16 protein-coding genes and 3 pseudogenes are annotated in these 17,487 nt (G+C 70.6%); 13 read left to right on the top strand and 6 right to left on the bottom strand.

Translation table 11 applies throughout. From position 1 onward, the window contains the following. Positions 1 to 8 precede the first annotated feature (8 nt). The 7 genes and pseudogenes from ACIBK9_RS17510 to ACIBK9_RS17480 all read left to right on the top strand — a co-directional run bounded on the left by ACIBK9_RS17510 (position 9) and on the right by ACIBK9_RS17480 (position 6,105). Entirely contained in the window at positions 9 to 212 is a 204-nt protein-coding gene (locus tag ACIBK9_RS17510) for a hypothetical protein (RefSeq protein WP_397159167.1), read from the top strand. Between the two features lie 68 nt (positions 213 to 280). Then, positions 281 to 688 (top strand): annotated as a pseudogene (locus ACIBK9_RS17505) (MauE/DoxX family redox-associated membrane protein); the annotation flags it as partial. 196 nt (positions 689 to 884) lie between these two features. Next, on the top strand, positions 885 to 1,424 hold the full coding sequence (locus tag ACIBK9_RS17500; protein WP_387667123.1) for a TlpA disulfide reductase family protein: 540 nt from the start codon (positions 885 to 887) through the stop codon (positions 1,422 to 1,424). After that, the gene (locus tag ACIBK9_RS17495; protein WP_397159164.1) at positions 1,421 to 3,271 is read left to right on the top strand and encodes an ABC transporter ATP-binding protein; all 1,851 of its coding nucleotides are present in this window, start codon (positions 1,421 to 1,423) and stop codon (positions 3,269 to 3,271) included. The genes ACIBK9_RS17500 and ACIBK9_RS17495 overlap by 4 nt, the downstream gene beginning before the upstream one ends. A gap of 16 nt (positions 3,272 to 3,287) precedes the next feature. Next, positions 3,288 to 3,914 carry a S26 family signal peptidase gene (locus ACIBK9_RS17490; RefSeq protein ID WP_397159162.1) on the top strand — a complete coding sequence of 209 codons (627 nt, stop codon included), beginning with the start codon at positions 3,288 to 3,290 and terminating at the stop codon, positions 3,912 to 3,914. 171 nt (positions 3,915 to 4,085) lie between these two features. Beyond that, positions 4,086 to 4,256, top strand: coding sequence for a hypothetical protein (locus ACIBK9_RS17485; RefSeq protein WP_397159160.1), 171 nt, complete (start codon positions 4,086 to 4,088; stop codon positions 4,254 to 4,256). A gap of 940 nt (positions 4,257 to 5,196) precedes the next feature. Further along, entirely contained in the window at positions 5,197 to 6,105 is a 909-nt protein-coding gene (locus ACIBK9_RS17480; protein ID WP_397159158.1) for an LLM class flavin-dependent oxidoreductase, read from the top strand. 631 nt (positions 6,106 to 6,736) lie between these two features. Here ACIBK9_RS17480 and ACIBK9_RS17475 read toward each other — a convergent pair. After that, positions 6,737 to 6,865, bottom strand: a pseudogene (locus ACIBK9_RS17475) (helix-turn-helix domain-containing protein); the annotation flags it as partial. Positions 6,866 to 7,775: 910 nt separating this feature from the next. Here ACIBK9_RS17475 and ACIBK9_RS17470 point away from each other — a divergent pair. After that, entirely contained in the window at positions 7,776 to 8,696 is a 921-nt protein-coding gene (locus ACIBK9_RS17470) for an alpha/beta fold hydrolase (protein WP_397159156.1), read from the top strand. A gap of 344 nt (positions 8,697 to 9,040) precedes the next feature. Here the strand turns inward: ACIBK9_RS17470 and ACIBK9_RS17465 are convergent, their stop codons facing one another. Continuing rightward, complete coding sequence (locus tag ACIBK9_RS17465) at positions 9,041 to 9,922, bottom strand: alpha/beta fold hydrolase (protein ID WP_397159154.1); 882 nt, start codon at positions 9,920 to 9,922, stop codon at positions 9,041 to 9,043. Between the two features lie 337 nt (positions 9,923 to 10,259). Between ACIBK9_RS17465 and ACIBK9_RS17460 the strand changes: the two genes are divergently transcribed. Next, complete coding sequence (locus ACIBK9_RS17460) at positions 10,260 to 10,514, top strand: response regulator transcription factor (protein ID WP_397159152.1); 255 nt, start codon at positions 10,260 to 10,262, stop codon at positions 10,512 to 10,514. Between the two features lie 20 nt (positions 10,515 to 10,534). After that, positions 10,535 to 10,873 carry a hypothetical protein gene (locus ACIBK9_RS17455; protein ID WP_397159150.1) on the top strand — a complete coding sequence of 113 codons (339 nt, stop codon included), beginning with the start codon at positions 10,535 to 10,537 and terminating at the stop codon, positions 10,871 to 10,873. A 53-nt stretch (positions 10,874 to 10,926) separates the two neighbouring features. Here ACIBK9_RS17455 and ACIBK9_RS17450 read toward each other — a convergent pair. The 3 genes and pseudogenes from ACIBK9_RS17450 to ACIBK9_RS17440 all read right to left on the bottom strand — a co-directional run. After that, positions 10,927 to 11,085, bottom strand: a pseudogene (locus tag ACIBK9_RS17450) (ATP-binding cassette domain-containing protein); the annotation flags it as partial. Positions 11,086 to 11,172: 87 nt separating this feature from the next. Further along, complete coding sequence (locus ACIBK9_RS17445) at positions 11,173 to 12,114, bottom strand: GNAT family N-acetyltransferase (RefSeq protein WP_397159148.1); 942 nt, start codon at positions 12,112 to 12,114, stop codon at positions 11,173 to 11,175. Between the two features lie 462 nt (positions 12,115 to 12,576). Next, a complete protein-coding gene (locus ACIBK9_RS17440; protein ID WP_397159146.1) occupies positions 12,577 to 13,317 on the bottom strand; it encodes an SDR family NAD(P)-dependent oxidoreductase in 741 nt (246 codons plus the stop codon). 93 nt (positions 13,318 to 13,410) lie between these two features. Here ACIBK9_RS17440 and ACIBK9_RS17435 point away from each other — a divergent pair, with 93 nt between their 5' ends. Beyond that, entirely contained in the window at positions 13,411 to 13,806 is a 396-nt protein-coding gene (locus ACIBK9_RS17435) for a MerR family transcriptional regulator (RefSeq protein ID WP_397159144.1), read from the top strand. Between the two features lie 597 nt (positions 13,807 to 14,403). Then, positions 14,404 to 15,504 (top strand): IS110 family transposase, encoded by a 1,101-nt coding sequence (locus ACIBK9_RS17430; RefSeq protein WP_397159142.1) that lies wholly within the window; start codon positions 14,404 to 14,406, stop codon positions 15,502 to 15,504. A gap of 71 nt (positions 15,505 to 15,575) precedes the next feature. Here ACIBK9_RS17430 and ACIBK9_RS17425 read toward each other — a convergent pair whose 3' ends face one another. Beyond that, positions 15,576 to 16,421 (bottom strand): alpha/beta fold hydrolase, encoded by an 846-nt coding sequence (locus tag ACIBK9_RS17425; protein WP_397159140.1) that lies wholly within the window; start codon positions 16,419 to 16,421, stop codon positions 15,576 to 15,578. 58 nt (positions 16,422 to 16,479) lie between these two features. Between ACIBK9_RS17425 and ACIBK9_RS17420 the strand changes: the two genes are divergently transcribed. Next, on the top strand, positions 16,480 to 17,427 hold the full coding sequence (locus ACIBK9_RS17420; protein WP_397159138.1) for a DUF5937 family protein: 948 nt from the start codon (positions 16,480 to 16,482) through the stop codon (positions 17,425 to 17,427). Positions 17,428 to 17,487 lie beyond the last annotated feature (60 nt).

Genomic DNA, 17,487 nt, shown 5'->3' with positions numbered 1-17,487 from the left:
GCGGAACCATGATCGCGACGATCACGAGAATCAGCGACCGCCTGCTGGAGCGGGTCGCGCCCAAGGCCGAGGCGTCGGCGACCGCGGCCGGCTGCACGTGGCGGTACATGTGCTGCACCATGGGCGGCCAGGTCGTCTACGGCAAGAGGCTGTACGACCTCGTCCACGGCACGAACTGCGGCGCGTGCACGGTCATCTCCAGCTACTGCTAGCCGTTGAGCGCTTGTCCGCCCGGCCGGGGCGGGCAAGCGCGCTTTGATCTCCGCATCGAGGAAATCTGGTGGAGTTTGTCGCTTTTGGCGGCCAGTGTCTGATCGGTGTCGTCTTCGCGATGTCGGCACTGAGCAAGATCCGCGGCCGCACGGCCTACGCCGAGTTCGTACGTGCGACCGGAGCCCTGCTCACCGCCCTGCTGGGACACGGCACGGGCCCGCGGACGGCCCGCTGGGCGGCGGCCTTGGTCGTCGTGGCCGAGTCGGCCGTCCCGGTGCTGATCGCCGCGCAGGTCCTTCATCCGCTCGCGTCCGTTGTGGGGTCGGCCGCCGCCGCCGTCCTGCTCGGCCTGTTCAGCGTGGCGATCGTCCGCGCCCTGCGTCGCGGCGTGCGCACGTCCTGCCGGTGCTTCGGGACGTCCCAGGCCCCCTTGGGACGACGCCACCTGGCCCGCAACCTCGGTCTCCTGGCGGTGGCCCTGACCTGCGGAGCCGCCCTCCCGCAGGCACGGTCACAGGCATGGTCGCAGGCGTGGTCGCAGCCGGCCGGCACGGCGGTCGCGGGCGGCGCGGGACTGGTGCTGGCCGTGCTCGTCAGCCGGCTGGACGACCTGGTCGAACTGTTCGTGTCCCCGGCGGCGAACGCCGGACCGGCGCCGAAAGGAGAACGTCATGTCGATGCTCGTCACCGGGATGATCCTGGTGGGGGCGCTGTGCCTCTTCGACCTGGTGCTGACGCTGGGAGTGGTCAGACGGCTGCGGGAGCACACCGATCAGCTGCGGAGCCTCCTGTCCCACGGTGACCGTCCGCCGGGGAGGCTCCGCGGGAGCGTCGGCGACTTCCTGGCCACCACCGTCGACGGTGAGCCGGTCTCCCGCGACCTGCTGACGGGGGAGACCCTGGTCGCCTTCTTCAGCCCCGGCTGCACGACGTGCCGGGAGACGCTGCCGGAGTTCGTCGAGTTCGCCCGCGGCCTGCCGGGCGGGCGGCGGCAGGTCCTCGCCGTCCTGGCCGGTGACCAGGAGGACAGCGACGAGATGGTCCGCACGCTCACACCGGTGGCCCGCGTGACCGTGGAGGAGTTCGACGGCGAGCTCAGCCGGGCCTTCGCGGTCGACGGGTTCCCCGCGCACTACGTCGTCGACAGCACCGGCGCGCTGCTCGCCACCGCGCCCGACGTCGCCCTGCTGCGGGTCATGAGGGCTGCGTGAGCCGGGAGCCCCGGACATCCCCCGGCGCGTTCGCGGCCACCGCGGCGCGGGTCGTGGCGCTGACGTTCCGTTCGGCGCCCCTGCACGGCCTGGCGTACCTGGTGTGCACGGCGGCGGTCGCGGTGATCCCGATCGCGGTGGCCTGGCTGACGAAGGCCGTCCTGGACCGGTTGACGTCCGCGCCGGGCTCGCCGTCCGGGCTGGTGGGGCCCGCGGCCGGGCTCGCGGCGGCGGGGATCGCGCTCGGGGTCGTGCCGCGCGTCGCCCAGTACCTGCGGGCCGAGATGGACCGCAGGGCCGCCCTCCGCGGGCACGACGAGCTGTTCGCGGCGGTCGAGCAGGTGGCGGGGGTCGCCAGGTTCGAGGATCCGCACTTCCAGGACCGGCTCCGGCTGGCCCAGCAGAGCGCGTCCGCGCCGGCCAGGACCGCCGACGCGGTGTTCGAGGTGGTGCGCGGGGCGCTCACCCTGGTCGGGTTCCTCGGCTCGCTGACCGTGATCAGCACGGGGTTCACCGTCGTCGTGCTGGCCGCCGCCGTCCCCACGGTGATCCTGGAGCTGCAGCTGTCCCGGCGGCGCGCCGCGATGATGTGGCGGATCGGCCCGGCGGAACGGCGGCAGATGTTGTACGGCGACCTGCTCGCCAGCGCGACGGCGGCCAAGGAGATCCGGCTGTTCGGCCTCGGCCCCTATCTCCGCGGTCGGCTGGTCGCCGAGCGGCGCGCCGCCGACGAGGCCCGGCGGCGGACGGACCGGCGGGAGGTCGTCGTCCAGGGGGCGCTGGCGGCGCTGTCGGCGGTCATCGCCGGTGGCGGGCTGGTGTGGGTCGTCGTGGCCGCCGGGCGGGGGCAGGTGACGGTGGGCGACGTGTCGATGTTCGTGGCCGTGGTCGCCGGTCTGCAGGGGGCGCTCGGCGGGCTGATCACGTCGATGGCCGGGGCGCACCACCAAGTGCTCCTGTTCGGCCACTACGTCGCGGTGGTCGACGCCGGGCCGGACCTGCCCCCGCCGGACGACCCGGCGCCGCTGCCCGCGCTTCGCCGCGGCATCGAACTGCGCGACGTCTGGTTCCGCTACAGCGACGACCATCCGTGGGCGCTGCGCGGCGTCACCCTCTTCCTCCCCCACGGCGCCTCGACGGCGCTGGTCGGCCATAACGGCGCGGGCAAGAGCACGCTGGTCAAGCTGCTGTGCCGGTTCTACGACCCCACCCGGGGGGCGATCCTCTGGGACGGGGTGGACCTGCGCGACGTGCCCGTGGAGGAGTTGCGCCGCCGCGTCGGCGCGGTGCTCCAGGACTTCATGACCTACGACTTCAGCGCGGCCGACAACATCGCCATGGGCGACCTGACGGCGCTCGGCGACCTGGACCGCATCCGCGGCGCGGCCGTCCGGGCCGGGATCGACGGCACCCTGTCCCGCCTGCCCCATGGCTACGGGACGCTGCTGACCCGCCTGTTCTTCGCCGACGACGAGGCCGACGACCCCGGGAACGGGGTGATGTTGTCCGGCGGCCAGTGGCAGCGGGTGGCCCTCGCGCGGGCCTTCCTCCGCGAGGACCGGGACCTGATGATCCTCGACGAGCCGAACGCGGGCCTGGACCCCGAGGCCGAGCACGAGGTGCACGAGCGGCTGCGGAGGATGCGCGACGGCCGCAGCAGCCTGCTCATCTCCCACCGCCTCAACACGATCCGGGACGCCGACCTCATCGTCGTCCTGTCCGGCGGGCTGGTCGTCGAACAGGGGCGGCACGCCGACCTGCTCGCCGCCCGGGGCACGTACGCCCGGCTGTTCACCGTTCAGGCGGCCGGTTACGCCGAGGAGCCCGTGGAGCCGGTGACGCGATGAGTGGAGGGGAACGCCGTTGAGACCCGTCCTGGCACTGCTGGCGGCGGCGGGGTGCGTCCTCGGGGCGTCGGCCGCGGTCGCCGTCCGGCTGCGCCGTCGCTACCTCGTCATCACGGTGGCGGGCGTGAGCATGGAGCCGGCGTTCCGCGACGGCGACCGGGTGCTGGTCCGGCGGGCGTCCCTGGAGGCGGTCCGGCGCGGCCAGGTGGTGCTGCTCGTCGGCAGCCTCACGGAGATGTGGCCGGAGATGGCGGCCGAGGCCGCGCTCACCACCGACCCCCGCGCGCCGTCGGACCGCCCGGTGAACGGCCGGAAGCCGATCGGAGGGCCCGTCGCGGCGCGGGAACCCGCGGATGAGCCGTTCCGGGTGGTCAAGCGCGTGACCGCCGTGCCTGGTGACCCGGTTCCCCGCGAGATCGCCTCCTTGCCGCACGCTCCCGGTCGGGTCGTGCCCGACGGATGCCTGGTCGTGCTCGGCGACAACGCGGCGGCCTCGCGCGACTCGCGGCACTTCGGCTACGTGCCGGCGGAATGGCTGCTCGGCGTGGTGGTACGGCGCATCGCGCCGGCGCCCGAGTCCAGGCAGGAGGACGGCGGACGCGGGGCACGGCCCGGCACGCCTCGGCCGCCGGCCGCTTCCTGAGCATCCGGGGGCACGGGCCGGCACGCCTGGCTGCTGCGCTCCGCGGGATATCTGGCCGGCGTCACCGCGTAGGCGTGGTCGAACCTGGGCGAGCGCCGCCAAGCCCGCCGCTGGTGGCACACCGCCATCGACGCCGCAGACCAATCCGAGGACCCGGCCGCGCAGGTGTGGGTGCGCGCGTGGGCGGTGGCCAACGGCCCTTATATCAATCGACGGCTGGTCGAGAGCCTCACCCTGGCCCGTGAACGGCTCGGCAAGCACCTCGACCCGGACTGTGCGTCATGCGCATTGCTGAGCGGGCTCGCCCAGACCCAGCCCACCTCGGCGACCCTGCGGCCGTGACGACATTGCGGCAACCGGCCAGGCTCACCGAACGTGTGCCCGCCGCGGTTGCCGACGATCGGGGGTCATTGCTCGGCTGGCCGGTGCCCCCCTCCAGCCGTCCGTTGCAGAACACTCCCCCAACTGGAAACTCCCCGGCGAACAGATCATCTCCAACCGGCCGACTTCGACGTTCTGGATCTGACTATGCATGTCGGCCCCGAACTCAGGATCTGCGCCCTGGCGGTGAAGCTGGCGGAGGAAACCGGCGTCGTCTATCCATCACGAGCCACGCGACCATCGCCCGCCTGCTGCCCGGCAAGAAGTTCAGCGCCGCCGGGCACCACATCACCGCCGCGGCGATAGCCGGTACGTCCCCGAAGAGTTCTTTCCTGTCAACCACCCGGGTGAGTTGGCGGAGCGGCTCTACATGGCGCTGCTGCGGTGTACGTCCGGATCGAGGTCAGACCGATCAGACGTTTCGCCTACCTCATGATCACGTGACCGCGACGCCCAGGTGCCCAAGCCCCGGGAAAGCCGGGGCCGCCCACTGCCGGCGCGCGCCCGTGGTCGTCGTCCACCTCGGCAGGCTGGGGGCCTCGCCGTTGACGGCGACCAGACTCCTGCCCCACCTGGACCCTCAGGAGGCGGCATGGTCGAGGGGCGTGCTGTGGTCGGCGAGTTTCTGAGCTTGTTGGCGACCTCGTCCAGGCCGTTCCGGTGCACCGGGTGACCAGTCGATGAAAGAAGGACTCCAGGGCGGCCCAGTCGACGATCATGTGGTGCGCTCCGCCCGGGGGTGGTCGTCGCGCTCGACCTGGTCCTGGAGCCAGGCGGCTGCTGCGGGTCGGCCTCCACGCCATGGACGTGTACGCCCTGACCTGGGAACTGCCGATCCGGCGGGCCCGCCTTCCGGAGTGGGATTGACCTCAAGCCCGCCTGAGGTTGCATAGTCGGCCGCATGAAGAACTTTGAGATCGGCGTGATCCTTCCCGGCGTCGGCGAGCAGCGCACAAGGGGCCTCGACCTGCGGGAGGCCGCCCGGCACGCGGAGGACGCCGGATTGGACGGCGTCTGGCACGGCGACCACCTGGCCATCGGCGCGCCTACCCTGGACGCGTCGATCGCGCTGGCCACCGCGGCCGCCGTCACGTCGAGGATCAGGATCGGCGCAAGCGTGTTCGTCCCGGCGATCCGGCCGCTGGCCTGGGCAGCCAAGCAGGTCGCGAGCCTGCAGCACGTGTCGGGCGGCAGGCTGGTCCTGGGCGTCGGCTCGGGCGGCGGGCCGGGGCAGTGGGCCGCCGCCGGGGTGGCGTACGGGCGGCGCGGACGCCGTACGGACACCGCGCTGGAACTGCTCCCCGAGCTGCTGGCCGGGAAGGAGACCCGGCTGCCGGACGAGCCGGGGCAGCCGCCGGTCACGCTGTCCCCGGCCGCGGCCATGCCGCCCGTGTGGGTCGGCAACGCGTCGGAGGCGGCGATCCGGCGGGCGGCGCGGCTGGGCGACGGCTGGTTCCCCTCGCTGATCTCCCCGCTGGAGGTCGCCGAGGGACGGGGACGGCTGGCCGAGCTGGCCGGGCAGGCAAGCCGTCCCGTTCCGATCGTCGCCATCGGTTGCGCCGCCGCGCTGGGAGCCGGGCCCGATGTCCCGTCCCGGGCTCAGGTGGCGTCCGGGATCAGCGCCGGCTACGGCCGTCCGCTTGAGGACGTGCTGCCGATCCCCCTCACCGGCCACCCCGAGGAGGCCGCCGGACGGCTGAACGACTACCGCGAGGCCGGGGCGAGCCACGCGGTCGTCGGGATCTCGGGCGGCGACTGGCGGCGGCAGGTGGACCTCCTGGCGGAGGTGCGAACCCTCCTGCACGGGTGACGTCCCGGACGAACCGGGGGCGTGACCATATCCAGCCGAGCATTCCCGCTAGGCAGTTGGGCCCGCGACAGACGTGCCGCCGGCGATGAACGGGGCCAGTCACATCCCGCCGAGATCGCAGGCTCTGGAGGCCACATCTCTTGGAATTCCGGCTCTGTTGAGGGAATCGCGGCACTGGAGCCAGCCTCCTATCTCGCCGCTGGCGGCCACCGCGCATGACGCCCTTGTCCGTGCGTTCGGGCCGTATCCTTTGCCCTCCAGGTAGGACACGCAATCGCTGGCGTCGGCCTGCGCCGGTGACGCGGTGAAGGCGACGAGCCCAGCCGCCATGGTCGCGGCTGCCGCCACAGTTGTCAGGAAAGCTTTCGACATGCAGGCTTCCTCCTTTCGTGGGCCATTTGTGACCGTATGCAAACATGTCCAGATTTCGGCCGGAACGGGGCGGTGACGTCGTGTCTGGATCTTTGGGCTTGCTGTCGGGTTCCCTGTGCCCGGCTCGCTGTTGCGGGACGAAGGGCAAAACAGGTGCGGCCGGAGTACGCCAGAAACACACTGCGGCCTGGCACCTGTCGGCACCGCGAACAAGGCCAGTGCGGAACGTCTCCGTCGAACGTTCGAGCACGGCCAGGAGCAGCCCCTCCTTGCTGCCGAAATGCCACGGGATGGAGCCCCCGCTGATCCCGGAGCGCATGGCCACGTCGCCGAAGGTGGTCTGGCGGTAGCCCTTCTCGGCGAACAGCTCCGCTGCGACGGCGAGGATCAGCTCGCAGCTGTCGTGGCTGGTCTGGGCGCGTCGTGTTGGTCACGTGACCTCCTTCCTTGTGTTGGCAGCCATATTCCAGGCTTGGCAGCACAGGCGCTTGATCAGGTGCTGCGTCCAGATCCAAGCCGCCCGGAAGCCGGCAGGCCGATCCTGCAGACATGGACCAGCCAGGCCGGGCCGCCCCGTGACGCGGGCGGCCCGGCGTGACGCCACGAGCCCGGACTGAAGCTCTCGATGAGTAAGCCCGCTGACCGAACTCGGACGCCTACGCCTGACCCGCCCCGCTCGCCGCCGTCTCGACCCGCCGGTTCAGCGCCCTCCCGCGGTCGCGACAACCGAGTGCATTCGAATGGGCCAAGTCCCGCTGACGCCAGATGGCGCGAGCGCATGGCACCGCTTGACCTTGACGCCAATGTCAAGGAATAGCCTCGCTGGCTGCCGTGGAAGTTCGAACCAGCGGCAGACCGCTTGGCCGGTGATCGAGAAAGGGCACTCGTGACTCATCTGACACATGAGCAGTACTGCGACGCGGCCGAAGCCACCTCGCTGACGCCGAGCTCGCGCCGGGAGGCTTTCCACACATCGCCCCGGGCGTCGCCGCCGACAGGATCGAGGATCTCCTCGAGAATCAGCCGTATTTCCGAAGATCGCTGAACCCGTGAGCCGGCTGGATGGCGGCGGTGAGCAGCCGGCGTTGTCCGCCACCGACACCGATGACGCATGGCTGATCACGCTCGCGGACAACTGCGTCCGGGAAAGGGCTCGCGGGAGTGGCCCTGCGGCGGTGGCCGTACGCGGATCATACGGCGATCTGCCGCTGCCCCACGGCCGGCTCTCGTACGGCGACACCGCGCCTGGCCGTCAACCACTGCATCATCCGGCACGACATCCGTAGGAAGACACCATCATGAGTGAAGTACCGTCCGACGCCGAGCTGGCGAGCTCGCTCGAGGGTGGGTTCGTCAGCAGGCACGCCGACGTCAACGGGACCCGCCTGCACTATGTGACGGGCGGGCGCGGCAGGCCCCTGATCCTGCTGGGCGGATGGCCGCAGACCTGGTGGGAGTTCCACAAGATCATGCCGCCGCTCGCCCGACAGCACCAGGTGATCGCCGTCGACCTGCGCGGCATGGGCGGCTCGGCCAAGCCCGCCTCCGGGTACGACAAGAAGACGATGGCCGCCGACATCGCCGCGCTCGTCCGCCACCTGGGCCACGAGCGGGCCGACATCGCCGGCCACGACATCGGCGGCATGGTCGCCTACGCCTTGGCCGCCAACCACCCCGCCCACACCCGCCGCATCGCCCTGCTGGACATCGCGCACCCCGACGAGCGCTTCTTCAACCACTCCCTGCTTCCCCGTCCCGGCCGCCATCAGGTGGACGGCGACATCCACGCCGGGCCGGGCCGCTTCCTGTGGTGGTTCGCCTTCAACCAGGTACCCGGCCTGCCGGAACGCCTGCTCGCCGGCCGGTCCCGCGAGCTCATCGACTGGATGTGCGACTACCTGATCGAGGATCCCGCCTCCATCAGCGACCGCGACCGCGACATCTACGCCCACGCCTACTCGACCCCGGACGCCATCCGGGCGGGAAACTCCTGGTACCGGGCCTTCGCGCAGGACATCGCCGACGAGAAGACCTACGGCAAGGTCACCGCCCCGATCCTGGGCCTGGGCGGCGGGGAGAACGGTCACCTGCTCCTCCAGGCGGTGCTGCCGGACAAGGGCACCGAGGTCGAGGTGGTGCTCGTGCCCGGCAGCGGCCACTACATCCCCGAGGAACAGCCCGAGATCGTCACCGCGCACCTGACGCGCTTCTTCGCCTGACGCCGGACACCCGATCAGCCGCCTTGGCTCTGCGGGACAGCCGACCGGGCGAGGCGGGTCGGCCGGTGGTTCACACGGCGGCACTGGGCTTGAGGTCCTGAAAACCGGCGGTCGATTGACCACGAGACGGTCAAGCGAGTGCAGCCCGATGGCGCCGAACGACCCGGAGGTGCACGACAGCGAGGCCCCCACGGCCGAATCTCCCGCTGGGCCAGAACTGACGCAGTACCTGCATGGCGTCCTTCTCCATGCGTCGCGAACGTCCTGCGGCTCTGGTCAGCGCGACTGCGGGGGTCCAGCAGGGACGTCCGCCTTGTCGATGACCGGGTACCATCCCATGCGCTTCACGTCCGCCTGAGCAGGGCGCTGATCGCCTCGGCGACAGCGGCGGGTTGAGTCTCCGGCAGGAAGTGCCCACCCGGCAGCATCAAGGTGCGGACGTCCGGCGCCCAGCGGTGCCATATCGCCGAGGGGTCGAACGGCAGCACCATGTCGCCCGGGTCCTGCCAGATTGCCAAGGTGGGGGCCTTGATACGCCGAGCGACCCGCCGATCCTCGCGGTCGTGGGCGACGTCGACGAAGGCGCTGGCACGATAGTCCTGACAGATGGCGTGGATCGTTTCCGGATTACGCGTCGCGGCCAGGTACGCCTCACGGATCTCGGCGTCGAACGTGCCGGCCGCGGCCCAGGAATCGAGGAAGTGGCCGAAGAACGCGTCGGGGTCGGCGCCGATCATCCGCTCGGGCAGGTCGTTGAGCTGCGCGAGGAAATACAGATGGAAGCCGAAGACACCACCCACACCTGCCAGTGACTCCCACATGTCCACGGTGGGAATGACGTCGATCACGCCGAGGTGAGCGACGGCGTCGGGGTGATCCAACGCTGCCCGGAATGCGACCAGCGCTCCACGATCATGGCCGACCAGGCTGAAACGCTCGTGGCCGAGCTGCCGCATCAGCGCCACCACGGTCGCCGCGGTCACACGCTTGGCATAGTGCTCGTGGCCGCCTTCTGGCTTGGCGCTGGCTCCGTAGCCGGGCAGGTCGGGGCATATGACGCGGAAGCGGTCTGCCAGCGCCGAAGCGACATCTCGCCAGGCCAAATGCGTCTGCGGGAAGCCGTGAAGCAACAGCAGTGGAGGTCCCGCTCCTCCGGAGGCGACATGAAGGTCAAGGCCGTCCACCCTGATCAGGTGTTCATCGAAGCCTGGGATCGTTACCGACATTTCAGCCTTTCATCTGTCAATGCGGGCTCAACCGCATCGTGAACACTTCCGCCCCTGGCGCCGGGCAGGAGACGGCGCCAGGAACGCCGGGACGCCTCACGTGACGGTTCACCTTCGAGCACGCGCCCGGCCGGCCTCCGAGCTGATCGGGGATCCTTCCGCCGGCGTCGCCATACCCCCTCCCCCCCGCAAGCCGTCACACCACGCGGCTCGATTCGGGGCCCTTCGCGGGAGCGATCTTGGCGATCTCCCGCGAGAAGTACGGCACGCGGGGCCGGCGCTCCTCGTGGAGGGCGTCAGAGCGGCGGCCGCCGGCGATGCCTTGATCAGCCCTTCGGTGACCGTACGGCTGCTGCGCCATCTCACCCCGTCACCCGCTCGTACCGGCGTACCGGGTGAACAGCCGCTGAGCGACCGCGAGCTGGAGATCGTCAAGCTGGTCGCCGCAGGGAGATCCAACCCCGAGATCGCCGCCGAGTTGTTCATCTCGGCGGGCACCGCCAGGACCCACGTGGCCAACGTCCAGCGCAAGCTCGGTGTGCGCAACCGCGTGGGCATAGCCGCCTGGGCCTGGGAACACGGCCATGCGTGAACCCTGAGCGAGCGCCTGCGGTGACGCCGACGCCGTTCGATCGCGGCGACGGCGGTCGCTGCGGCGCTCTGTGTGCCGCGCGTTGTGTGCGCGATCGTGTCGAGGAGGCCGGTCCCGTCCACATCGATCACGCCCACGCCCGGGCAGGTGGCCGTACCTGGCTGTACGACTTCACCTGGCGAGGACCGGCCAGCGCGACCCACGGCATCGACGTCCCCTTCGTCCTCAGCCTCTTGCACCTCTCGCCCGGTCTGGACGAACATGCGCTTGTGCAGGGCCAGCAGCGTGCCGAGCGAGACCAGGCAGCGGACGACGTCGACGAACTGCACCGGGGACTTGACGATCTTCGTGACGCGTAAGTCCGGTCAAGATCGCGGTGACCGCGTCGAGATCGGCGGGCAGGGTCGGCCGCCTCCCGCAGCTGGTTGCGGGTGTGCGGGTCCAGGCTGATGGTGGGCTCGTCAAGGAACAGGATCCGCGCGTCTCCGACCGGGGAGGCCGCCAGGTCGAGCCGACGCCGCATGCCGCCGGAGAACGCGCGGAGCGGGCGGTCGGCCTCGGCGACCAGCCCGGCGAGTCCCGAACTCGCGTGCCACCGACGCGACCGTCCGTTCGCCCTCCAGCATCATGCGGATGCATCCGCGAGAGGTGGGCCGTTTCAGTCCCAGCACATATCGATGCGCCGGGCGAAGTTGTCGTATCCGGCACGCTCGAAGGCCCGGGCCATCGGCTCGTTCCCCAGGTCGGTGTCCGCGGTGATGCGTTCGGCGCCCTGGGCGGCCAGCAGGCGAGTTCCCTCATCGAGCAGGTCGTTGACGAAGCCCTGACCACGATGGCCTTCGGCAACCCCCAAGTAGGCGATCACGAAGCCGTTCGGGCTCTGCGCCGGGACGACCATCCCTACCGGTTCGCCGTTCTGCTGGACGCCGACCCGCCACCATTCGCGCGGGCTGGGATAGCTCAGCAGTTCGTCGTGGTACTGCACATGGGCGTAGTCCTGGATGGAGGAGCGTGCGATGTCGGCCCGGCTGTAGGCGTCGAGCGTGCCTGGAAGGATGCCGCTCAGGAGTGCGATCGCTTCCTCCTCGTCCCTGATCGGACGGAAGGTGAGTCGGCCTCGGGGTGCGGGCAACGGTGTGTCGGATGTCCATCGGTAGCGGAGCCTCTCGACGAACACCCTGCCGCCGGTGCGCCGCACCACCTCCATCCGGTCCCTGATCCGCCTGCCGGTCTCGGGGGCGTCCCTCCAGTCCGCCGGTACGGGCTGGAGAACGTACTCAGGTGGACGGGTGCCCGCCGGGAAGAGCTCGGCCAGGGCGGTGCGCAGGAGATGCTCGCCGACGTCGATCCGAATCGGGTCGTCGCAAGTGTCTTCGATGTCAAGGGTTTCCATGACTTCCGGTTCAGTGCCGCTACGGGACCACCAGCCGACCCGTGCCACCGGCCGGCCGTCGCGCAGGGCCATCCACATCCAGTCGGCCTTGGAGTGTCCGTTCCGGAGATCGTCCGCAAGGCTGTCGTTGTAAGGGCCGGACAGTGTGTTGAAGAGGTCGATCTCCTCTGGTCCGCTGATGGGGCGGAAGATCAGGCGAGAGGTCATGACGTGAGATTCCACAGGTTTCGTCGGTGAACTGGACGCGTACTCGGAGCGGTGCAACAGGCCCAACGAAGTAGGTGTTCAGCGCCACTCTGTATGAGGACATGGCTGGTTTGTCGGTCGTTGACGGTGTTGAACTTTGACTGACGGGCGGGTTGGGCGTGTCCGGTTTCGTGTGCGACGCCGGCGTGAGCATGAGCCTGGAGGAAGGCTGCGGGTCGGTGGCGGCCGCGCGAACGTGCCCGAGTGAAGTAGGCCCCCGGCGAGGCGCCTCCTGCGAAATTCCCTTCACCCCAGCCCCTTCAGAGAAGTGCACAGGATGCGATCGGACGTCACCGGTAGAGCCTCGTGCCTCGTGGGGGGTAGGTGATCTCGGGGTCGCTCGCCGCAGAGGAGATGATCACCGGCAGGCTTCGAGGTGATGCGTCGCTGGAAGGCGTTCGGGCGGAGTGGGACGACTCGCCGTCAGACGGTGTACCCGCCGTCCACGGCCAGGGTGGCGCCGGTGACGTAACGGCCGCCGGGACCCGCCAGGTAGGCCACCGCGGCGGCGATGTCCGCGGCCTCGCCGTACCGGCCCAGGGCGGTGAGGGAGCGCTGGAAATCGGCAGTCTCGCCGTCGGCCGGGTTCATGTCGGTGTCGATCGGGCCAGGGTCCACGATGGTGGCGGTGATCCCGCGCGGCCCCAGCTCCCGGGCAAGTCCTTTGGTCAGCCCGGTGAGCGCGGATTTGGCCATCGCCTGCAGGACGAAGTTCGAACCGGGAACGCGGCCGTTGAAGCACGAGCCGATGCTGATGATCCGTCCGCCCTCGCCCATGTGCCGGGCGGCGGCCTGGGCGGCCAGGAACACCGACCGGACGTCCACGGCGAGCACCCGATCCAGCTCCGCAGCGGACACCTCGGCCAGCGGGCCGTAGGCAAGGAAACCTGCGTTGTTCACCAAGATGTCGATGCGGCCCAGCTGTCGTACTGTCTGCTCCACCGCCTCGGCCGCGGCGTTCGGCTGGGCAAGGTCGGCCTGGACGACCGCAGCCCTGCCACCATCGGCCTCAATCTGCTGGGCGACCTCGCGCGCTTGGTCTGCTGCCTGGATGTATGTCAACGCGATCGCCGCCCCCGCGTCGGCCAGCCGTTTTGCTATCGCCGCGCCGATCCCGCGGCTGCCGCCGGTCACCAGCGCCACTCTGCCGGTCAGGTCACTCATCGATGCCTCCGTCGTAGGTATGTGTTCGTCGTGCCGGCATGGTAGAAGTTGACATCAGTGTCAGATTCAAGTTGTCCTCGGGCGAGGTGCGGAATGCGGATCGGCGAGCTGGCCCGGCGCAGTGGGGTGAGCGAGCGTTCCCTGCGCTACTACGAGGCGCAAGGACTACTCCGCGCCGAGCGCACCCCCGGTGGACACCGGGACTACGGCGAGTGGGCGGTCGACCGCGTCGTACGCATCCAGACGCTCTATGCCGCGGGCCTGAACAGCAAGAAGATCGCACAACTGCTGCCCTGCCTGAGAGATGCCGACGGCCGCCCGAACGAGATCGCGACCCCGAAGCTGATCCGCGAGCTCACCGCGCAACGCGACCGCATCGACCACATGATCACCGACCTGATCCGCTCCCGCGAGGTCCTGGACGAAGTGATCGATACAGCGTCGGAGAGCTCGACCGCCAGCCCGGCTCCACTCACGCGTCGACGGTGAGCGCCGGCCCGGCTCGACCTGGACCGGCTGGAGCACGACTTCGCCGCCGGCGCGCGGTCGGTGCCGGCCGTTGGTCGGGTGCCAATTGCGGCGGATCTCCCGGCTGATGGTCGAGGGCGCACGGCCCAGCTCTGTGCGCAGTAGCTCTGTGCGCAGTAGCTCTGCCGCTTCAACACCTTCCCGGCCTCGCCCTGAACCTCGACGTCGCGGTGATCTTCGGCCCAGTCGTCCCCAACGAACAGCACAACGACCTCCGTGATCGACAACAGGACACGGAAGGCCGCAGGAGCCGGTCGGCGACCTGATGGACCAGTGCTCACCCCAGCCGTCGGAGGGCACGACATCCAGTGAGACTCAAGGGGTGGCAGCAACGGCCCTTTCCAGTGAGATGGAAGGGGCAGGAGGTGCTCCCTTTGAGGCTGACCCAACGACATCCCGGCCCCGCTGATCGGGTGCCCTGTGATGGATCTGTCGCCTCAGCCGGAAGCATCGCCGATGGTGCGTGCCAGAGCGGTCGCGCGTGGCCTGATAGGAGCCTGATCGCGCTGGTCCCGTCACTGGTCTGCCCGCCCGGCCGCCAGGCACGCACCGCCACCGATGCTCCCCGACGAGACAAGGACGCTCATGACCAAGAAGCCGAAGAAGCGGCGGATCGTCGGCGGTGTCGACACCCACGCCGACACCCATCACGCCGCAGTGGTGCTGATGAACGGTCGCCGCCTGGCCGATGCCGAGTTCCCGGCCACTGCAGCCGGATACACCGAGCTGCTGGCCTGGCTGCGTTCGTTCGGCAGGCTGCACGCGATCGGGGTGGAGGGCACCGGATCCTACGGTGCCGCGCTGGCCCGGCACCTGCGCGGCCAGGACCTACGAGTGATCGAGGTCAACCGCCCGGATCGACGGCAACGCCGCGCCAAGGGCAAGTCCGACCCGTTGGACGCCTACGCAGCGGCCGAGGCCGTGCTTGCCGGCCGGGCCAGCGCGGTGCCCAAGGCCGGTGACGGGATCGTCGAGTCGATCCGTGCCCTGCACCTGGTCCGCACGGGCGCGATCAAGGCTCGCACCGCCTGTGTCAACGAGATGAAAGCCCTGGTCGTCACCGCTCCCGCCGAGCTGCGTGAGCAACTGCCCGCCCGATCGGCGGTCAAGCTCGCCGACGTCTGCGCCCGGCTGCGGCCTACCGGCGATCTGGCCGACCCAGCTCAGGGCGTCAAGGCCGCGTTGCGCCGCCTGGCCATGCGTTACCGCTCGCTCACCGTCGAGATCATCGACGCCGACGCCCAGCTGGCCGTTTTGGTCAAGCAGGCCCGGCCGGACCTGCTGGCCGTCCGCGGCGTCGGTGTCGAGACGGCTGCCCAGCTGCTGTCCACCTGCGGTGACAACCCCGACCGACTGAACTCCGAGGCGGCGTTCGCCTCCCTGTGCGGCGTTTCTCCGGTCCCGGCTTCCAGCGGCAAGACCAACCGCCACCGGCTCAACCGCGGCGGCGATCGACAGGCCAACCGTGCCCTCTACATGATCGCCATCACGCGCATGGGCCACGACGCCAACACCCGCGCCTACGTGGCGCGCCGCACCGCCGACGGCCTGTCAACCAAGGAGATCATCCGCTGCCTGAAACGCTACATCGCCCGCGAGCTCTACAAGGTCCTGACCAGTCCGGCAACGCGCGAAAACGATCTTCCAGCAGCCGCTTGACAAGACATAGGAGCATCCATCAGCGATCAAAGGCCCCTGACCACCGGTGAGGGCGGCCCCGGTGGCTCCCATCAGGTGGTGAGGAAGGCGGCGACCGTGCCGCTGAAGTGGTAGGGGTCGTCGAGCCACGGGTAGTGTCCCGCGTTCGGCTGCACGTGAAGGGTCGCGTCGCGGAAGAGCGACGCGGCCTGAGTGAGGCTCGCGGCGGTCGGCCACAGGTCGACGGCCCCGCCGAGGAACAGCACGGGCGCGGGCAACGCGCGCAGCGCGGGAAGGACGCCGGGGTCGGGCGTGTAGCCGGCGTAGTAGTGGTCGCTGACCGGCAGTGAGCGTTCGGCCGGGTCGGCGGCGGCGTGCGCCCGCGCCGCCGCGTCCCAGCGGCCGTACATGAGCGGCTCGAACGCCGCCCGGAAGCGCGCCGCCTCCGCGAAGGACCTGGCGGCGGCCATCCCCCGGTAGGCAGGCAGCGCCGTGCCGTACCACGGCTCCTTGGAACGGGAGGAGAGCACCTCCTCCGTGCCGACGTCGGAGGGCAGCCCGACGGCGACCAGGGACGGCGCGACCAGCACCAGGTGCGACAGACGGCCGGGGTGGGCGGCGGCGTACAGCAGCGCCCAGCCGCCGCCCGCCGAGTGGCCGAGCAGGTCGATCGCGTCGAGGCCGAGGTGGATCCGCAGGGCCTCGACGTCGTCCACGAGCCGGTCCACCCGGACGGTCGACAGGTCGGCGGGCAGTTCCGACGCACCCGTGCCGCGGGTGTCGAGCAGGACGAGCGTGCGGTGCCGCGCCAGCCCGCCGAGGGTGCCGAGGTAGGACGAGGCGCGTCCGGGGCCGCCGGACAGCACGATCAGAGGCGGGCCCGACCCGACCGCCCGGTAGGCGAGGGTCGTGCCGTCGTAGGAGACGAAGGTCTGCATGGCGACCAGTCTGCGAAGATGCAGGTACGCGACAGAACCGTTTAGAAGGGGCTAAAGCGTGCCATTGCGCATCAGGCTGTCGGGGACCGAGGCGGCCAAGGTGCGCTTCGCGGTCTCGCCGCTGACCGAGACCGTGCTCGCGGTCAGAGCGCTGGTACGGCCCGCCGCCCATCCCGTGCACGCCCGCTGGCGGCGGCGGACGGCCTTCGCGCCGGATCAGGAGCTCGCGGAACTGGTGGCGGGGCCCGTGCCTTCCTTCCTCATGAACGTGCCGCCGGGTCCGTCGGCCGGGATCGGCGCGGAGCTCGCTCGGCTGCGCGCGATGCCGCCCGCGTTCGTGACGTCGGAGCTGGCCAAGGCGGGTGTACGGGCGAGGCCCGCCGGTGAGCTGCTCAAGCGGGTGGCGGAGGAGCTGGAGCGCTGCCATGCCGCGCTGATCGCCCCGCTCATGGACCGGCTGGGCGCCGTCCTCGACGCCGACGTCGACCGGCAGGCGCGACGGCTCGCGGCGGGCGGCGTCGCAGGAATGCTCACCCACCTGCACACGCAGGTCGCCTGGAGCGGCGGCGAGCTCGTGGTGTCGCGGTGCGCGGGCGACGATACCGTTGAGCTGGAGGGGCGCGGCCTGGTGCTGACCCCGAGCGTCTTCACCTGGCCGGACGTACTCGTCGACCGTTCACCTCTGGAGGCGGGCTGGCTCGTCTATCCGGCGGGCGGCGCGGGCCGGCTCTGGGACGACACCCCGTCCGCCCCCGAGGGCCTGACCGCCGTGCTCGGCCGTACCCGGGCCGCTCTCCTCGAAGCCTTGTCGGAGCCGTTGTCCACGGGCGACCTGGCCTCCCGCCTCGCCGTCACGCCCGGCGCCGTCTCCCAGCACCTCACCGCCCTCCGAGCTGCGGGCCTGGTCACGACCAGACGCGCGGGCCGTACGGCCACCCACACCCGCACCGACCTGGCCACCGGCCTCATCGCCGCATCCCCATCGACCGCACCGCTTCGCCCCTGAGCGGGGCGGCTGCCGCGACTCCGTCCGCACCTCACCTCGGGCAGGCGTGCGGCGGGTGAG

The organism is Nonomuraea sp. NPDC050227, from assembly GCF_044459705.1.
Classification (GTDB): Bacteria; Actinomycetota; Actinomycetes; order Streptosporangiales; family Streptosporangiaceae; genus Nonomuraea.
Note: the sequence above shows the minus strand (reverse complement) of the source record. Positions and strands in the feature narration are given on the sequence as shown.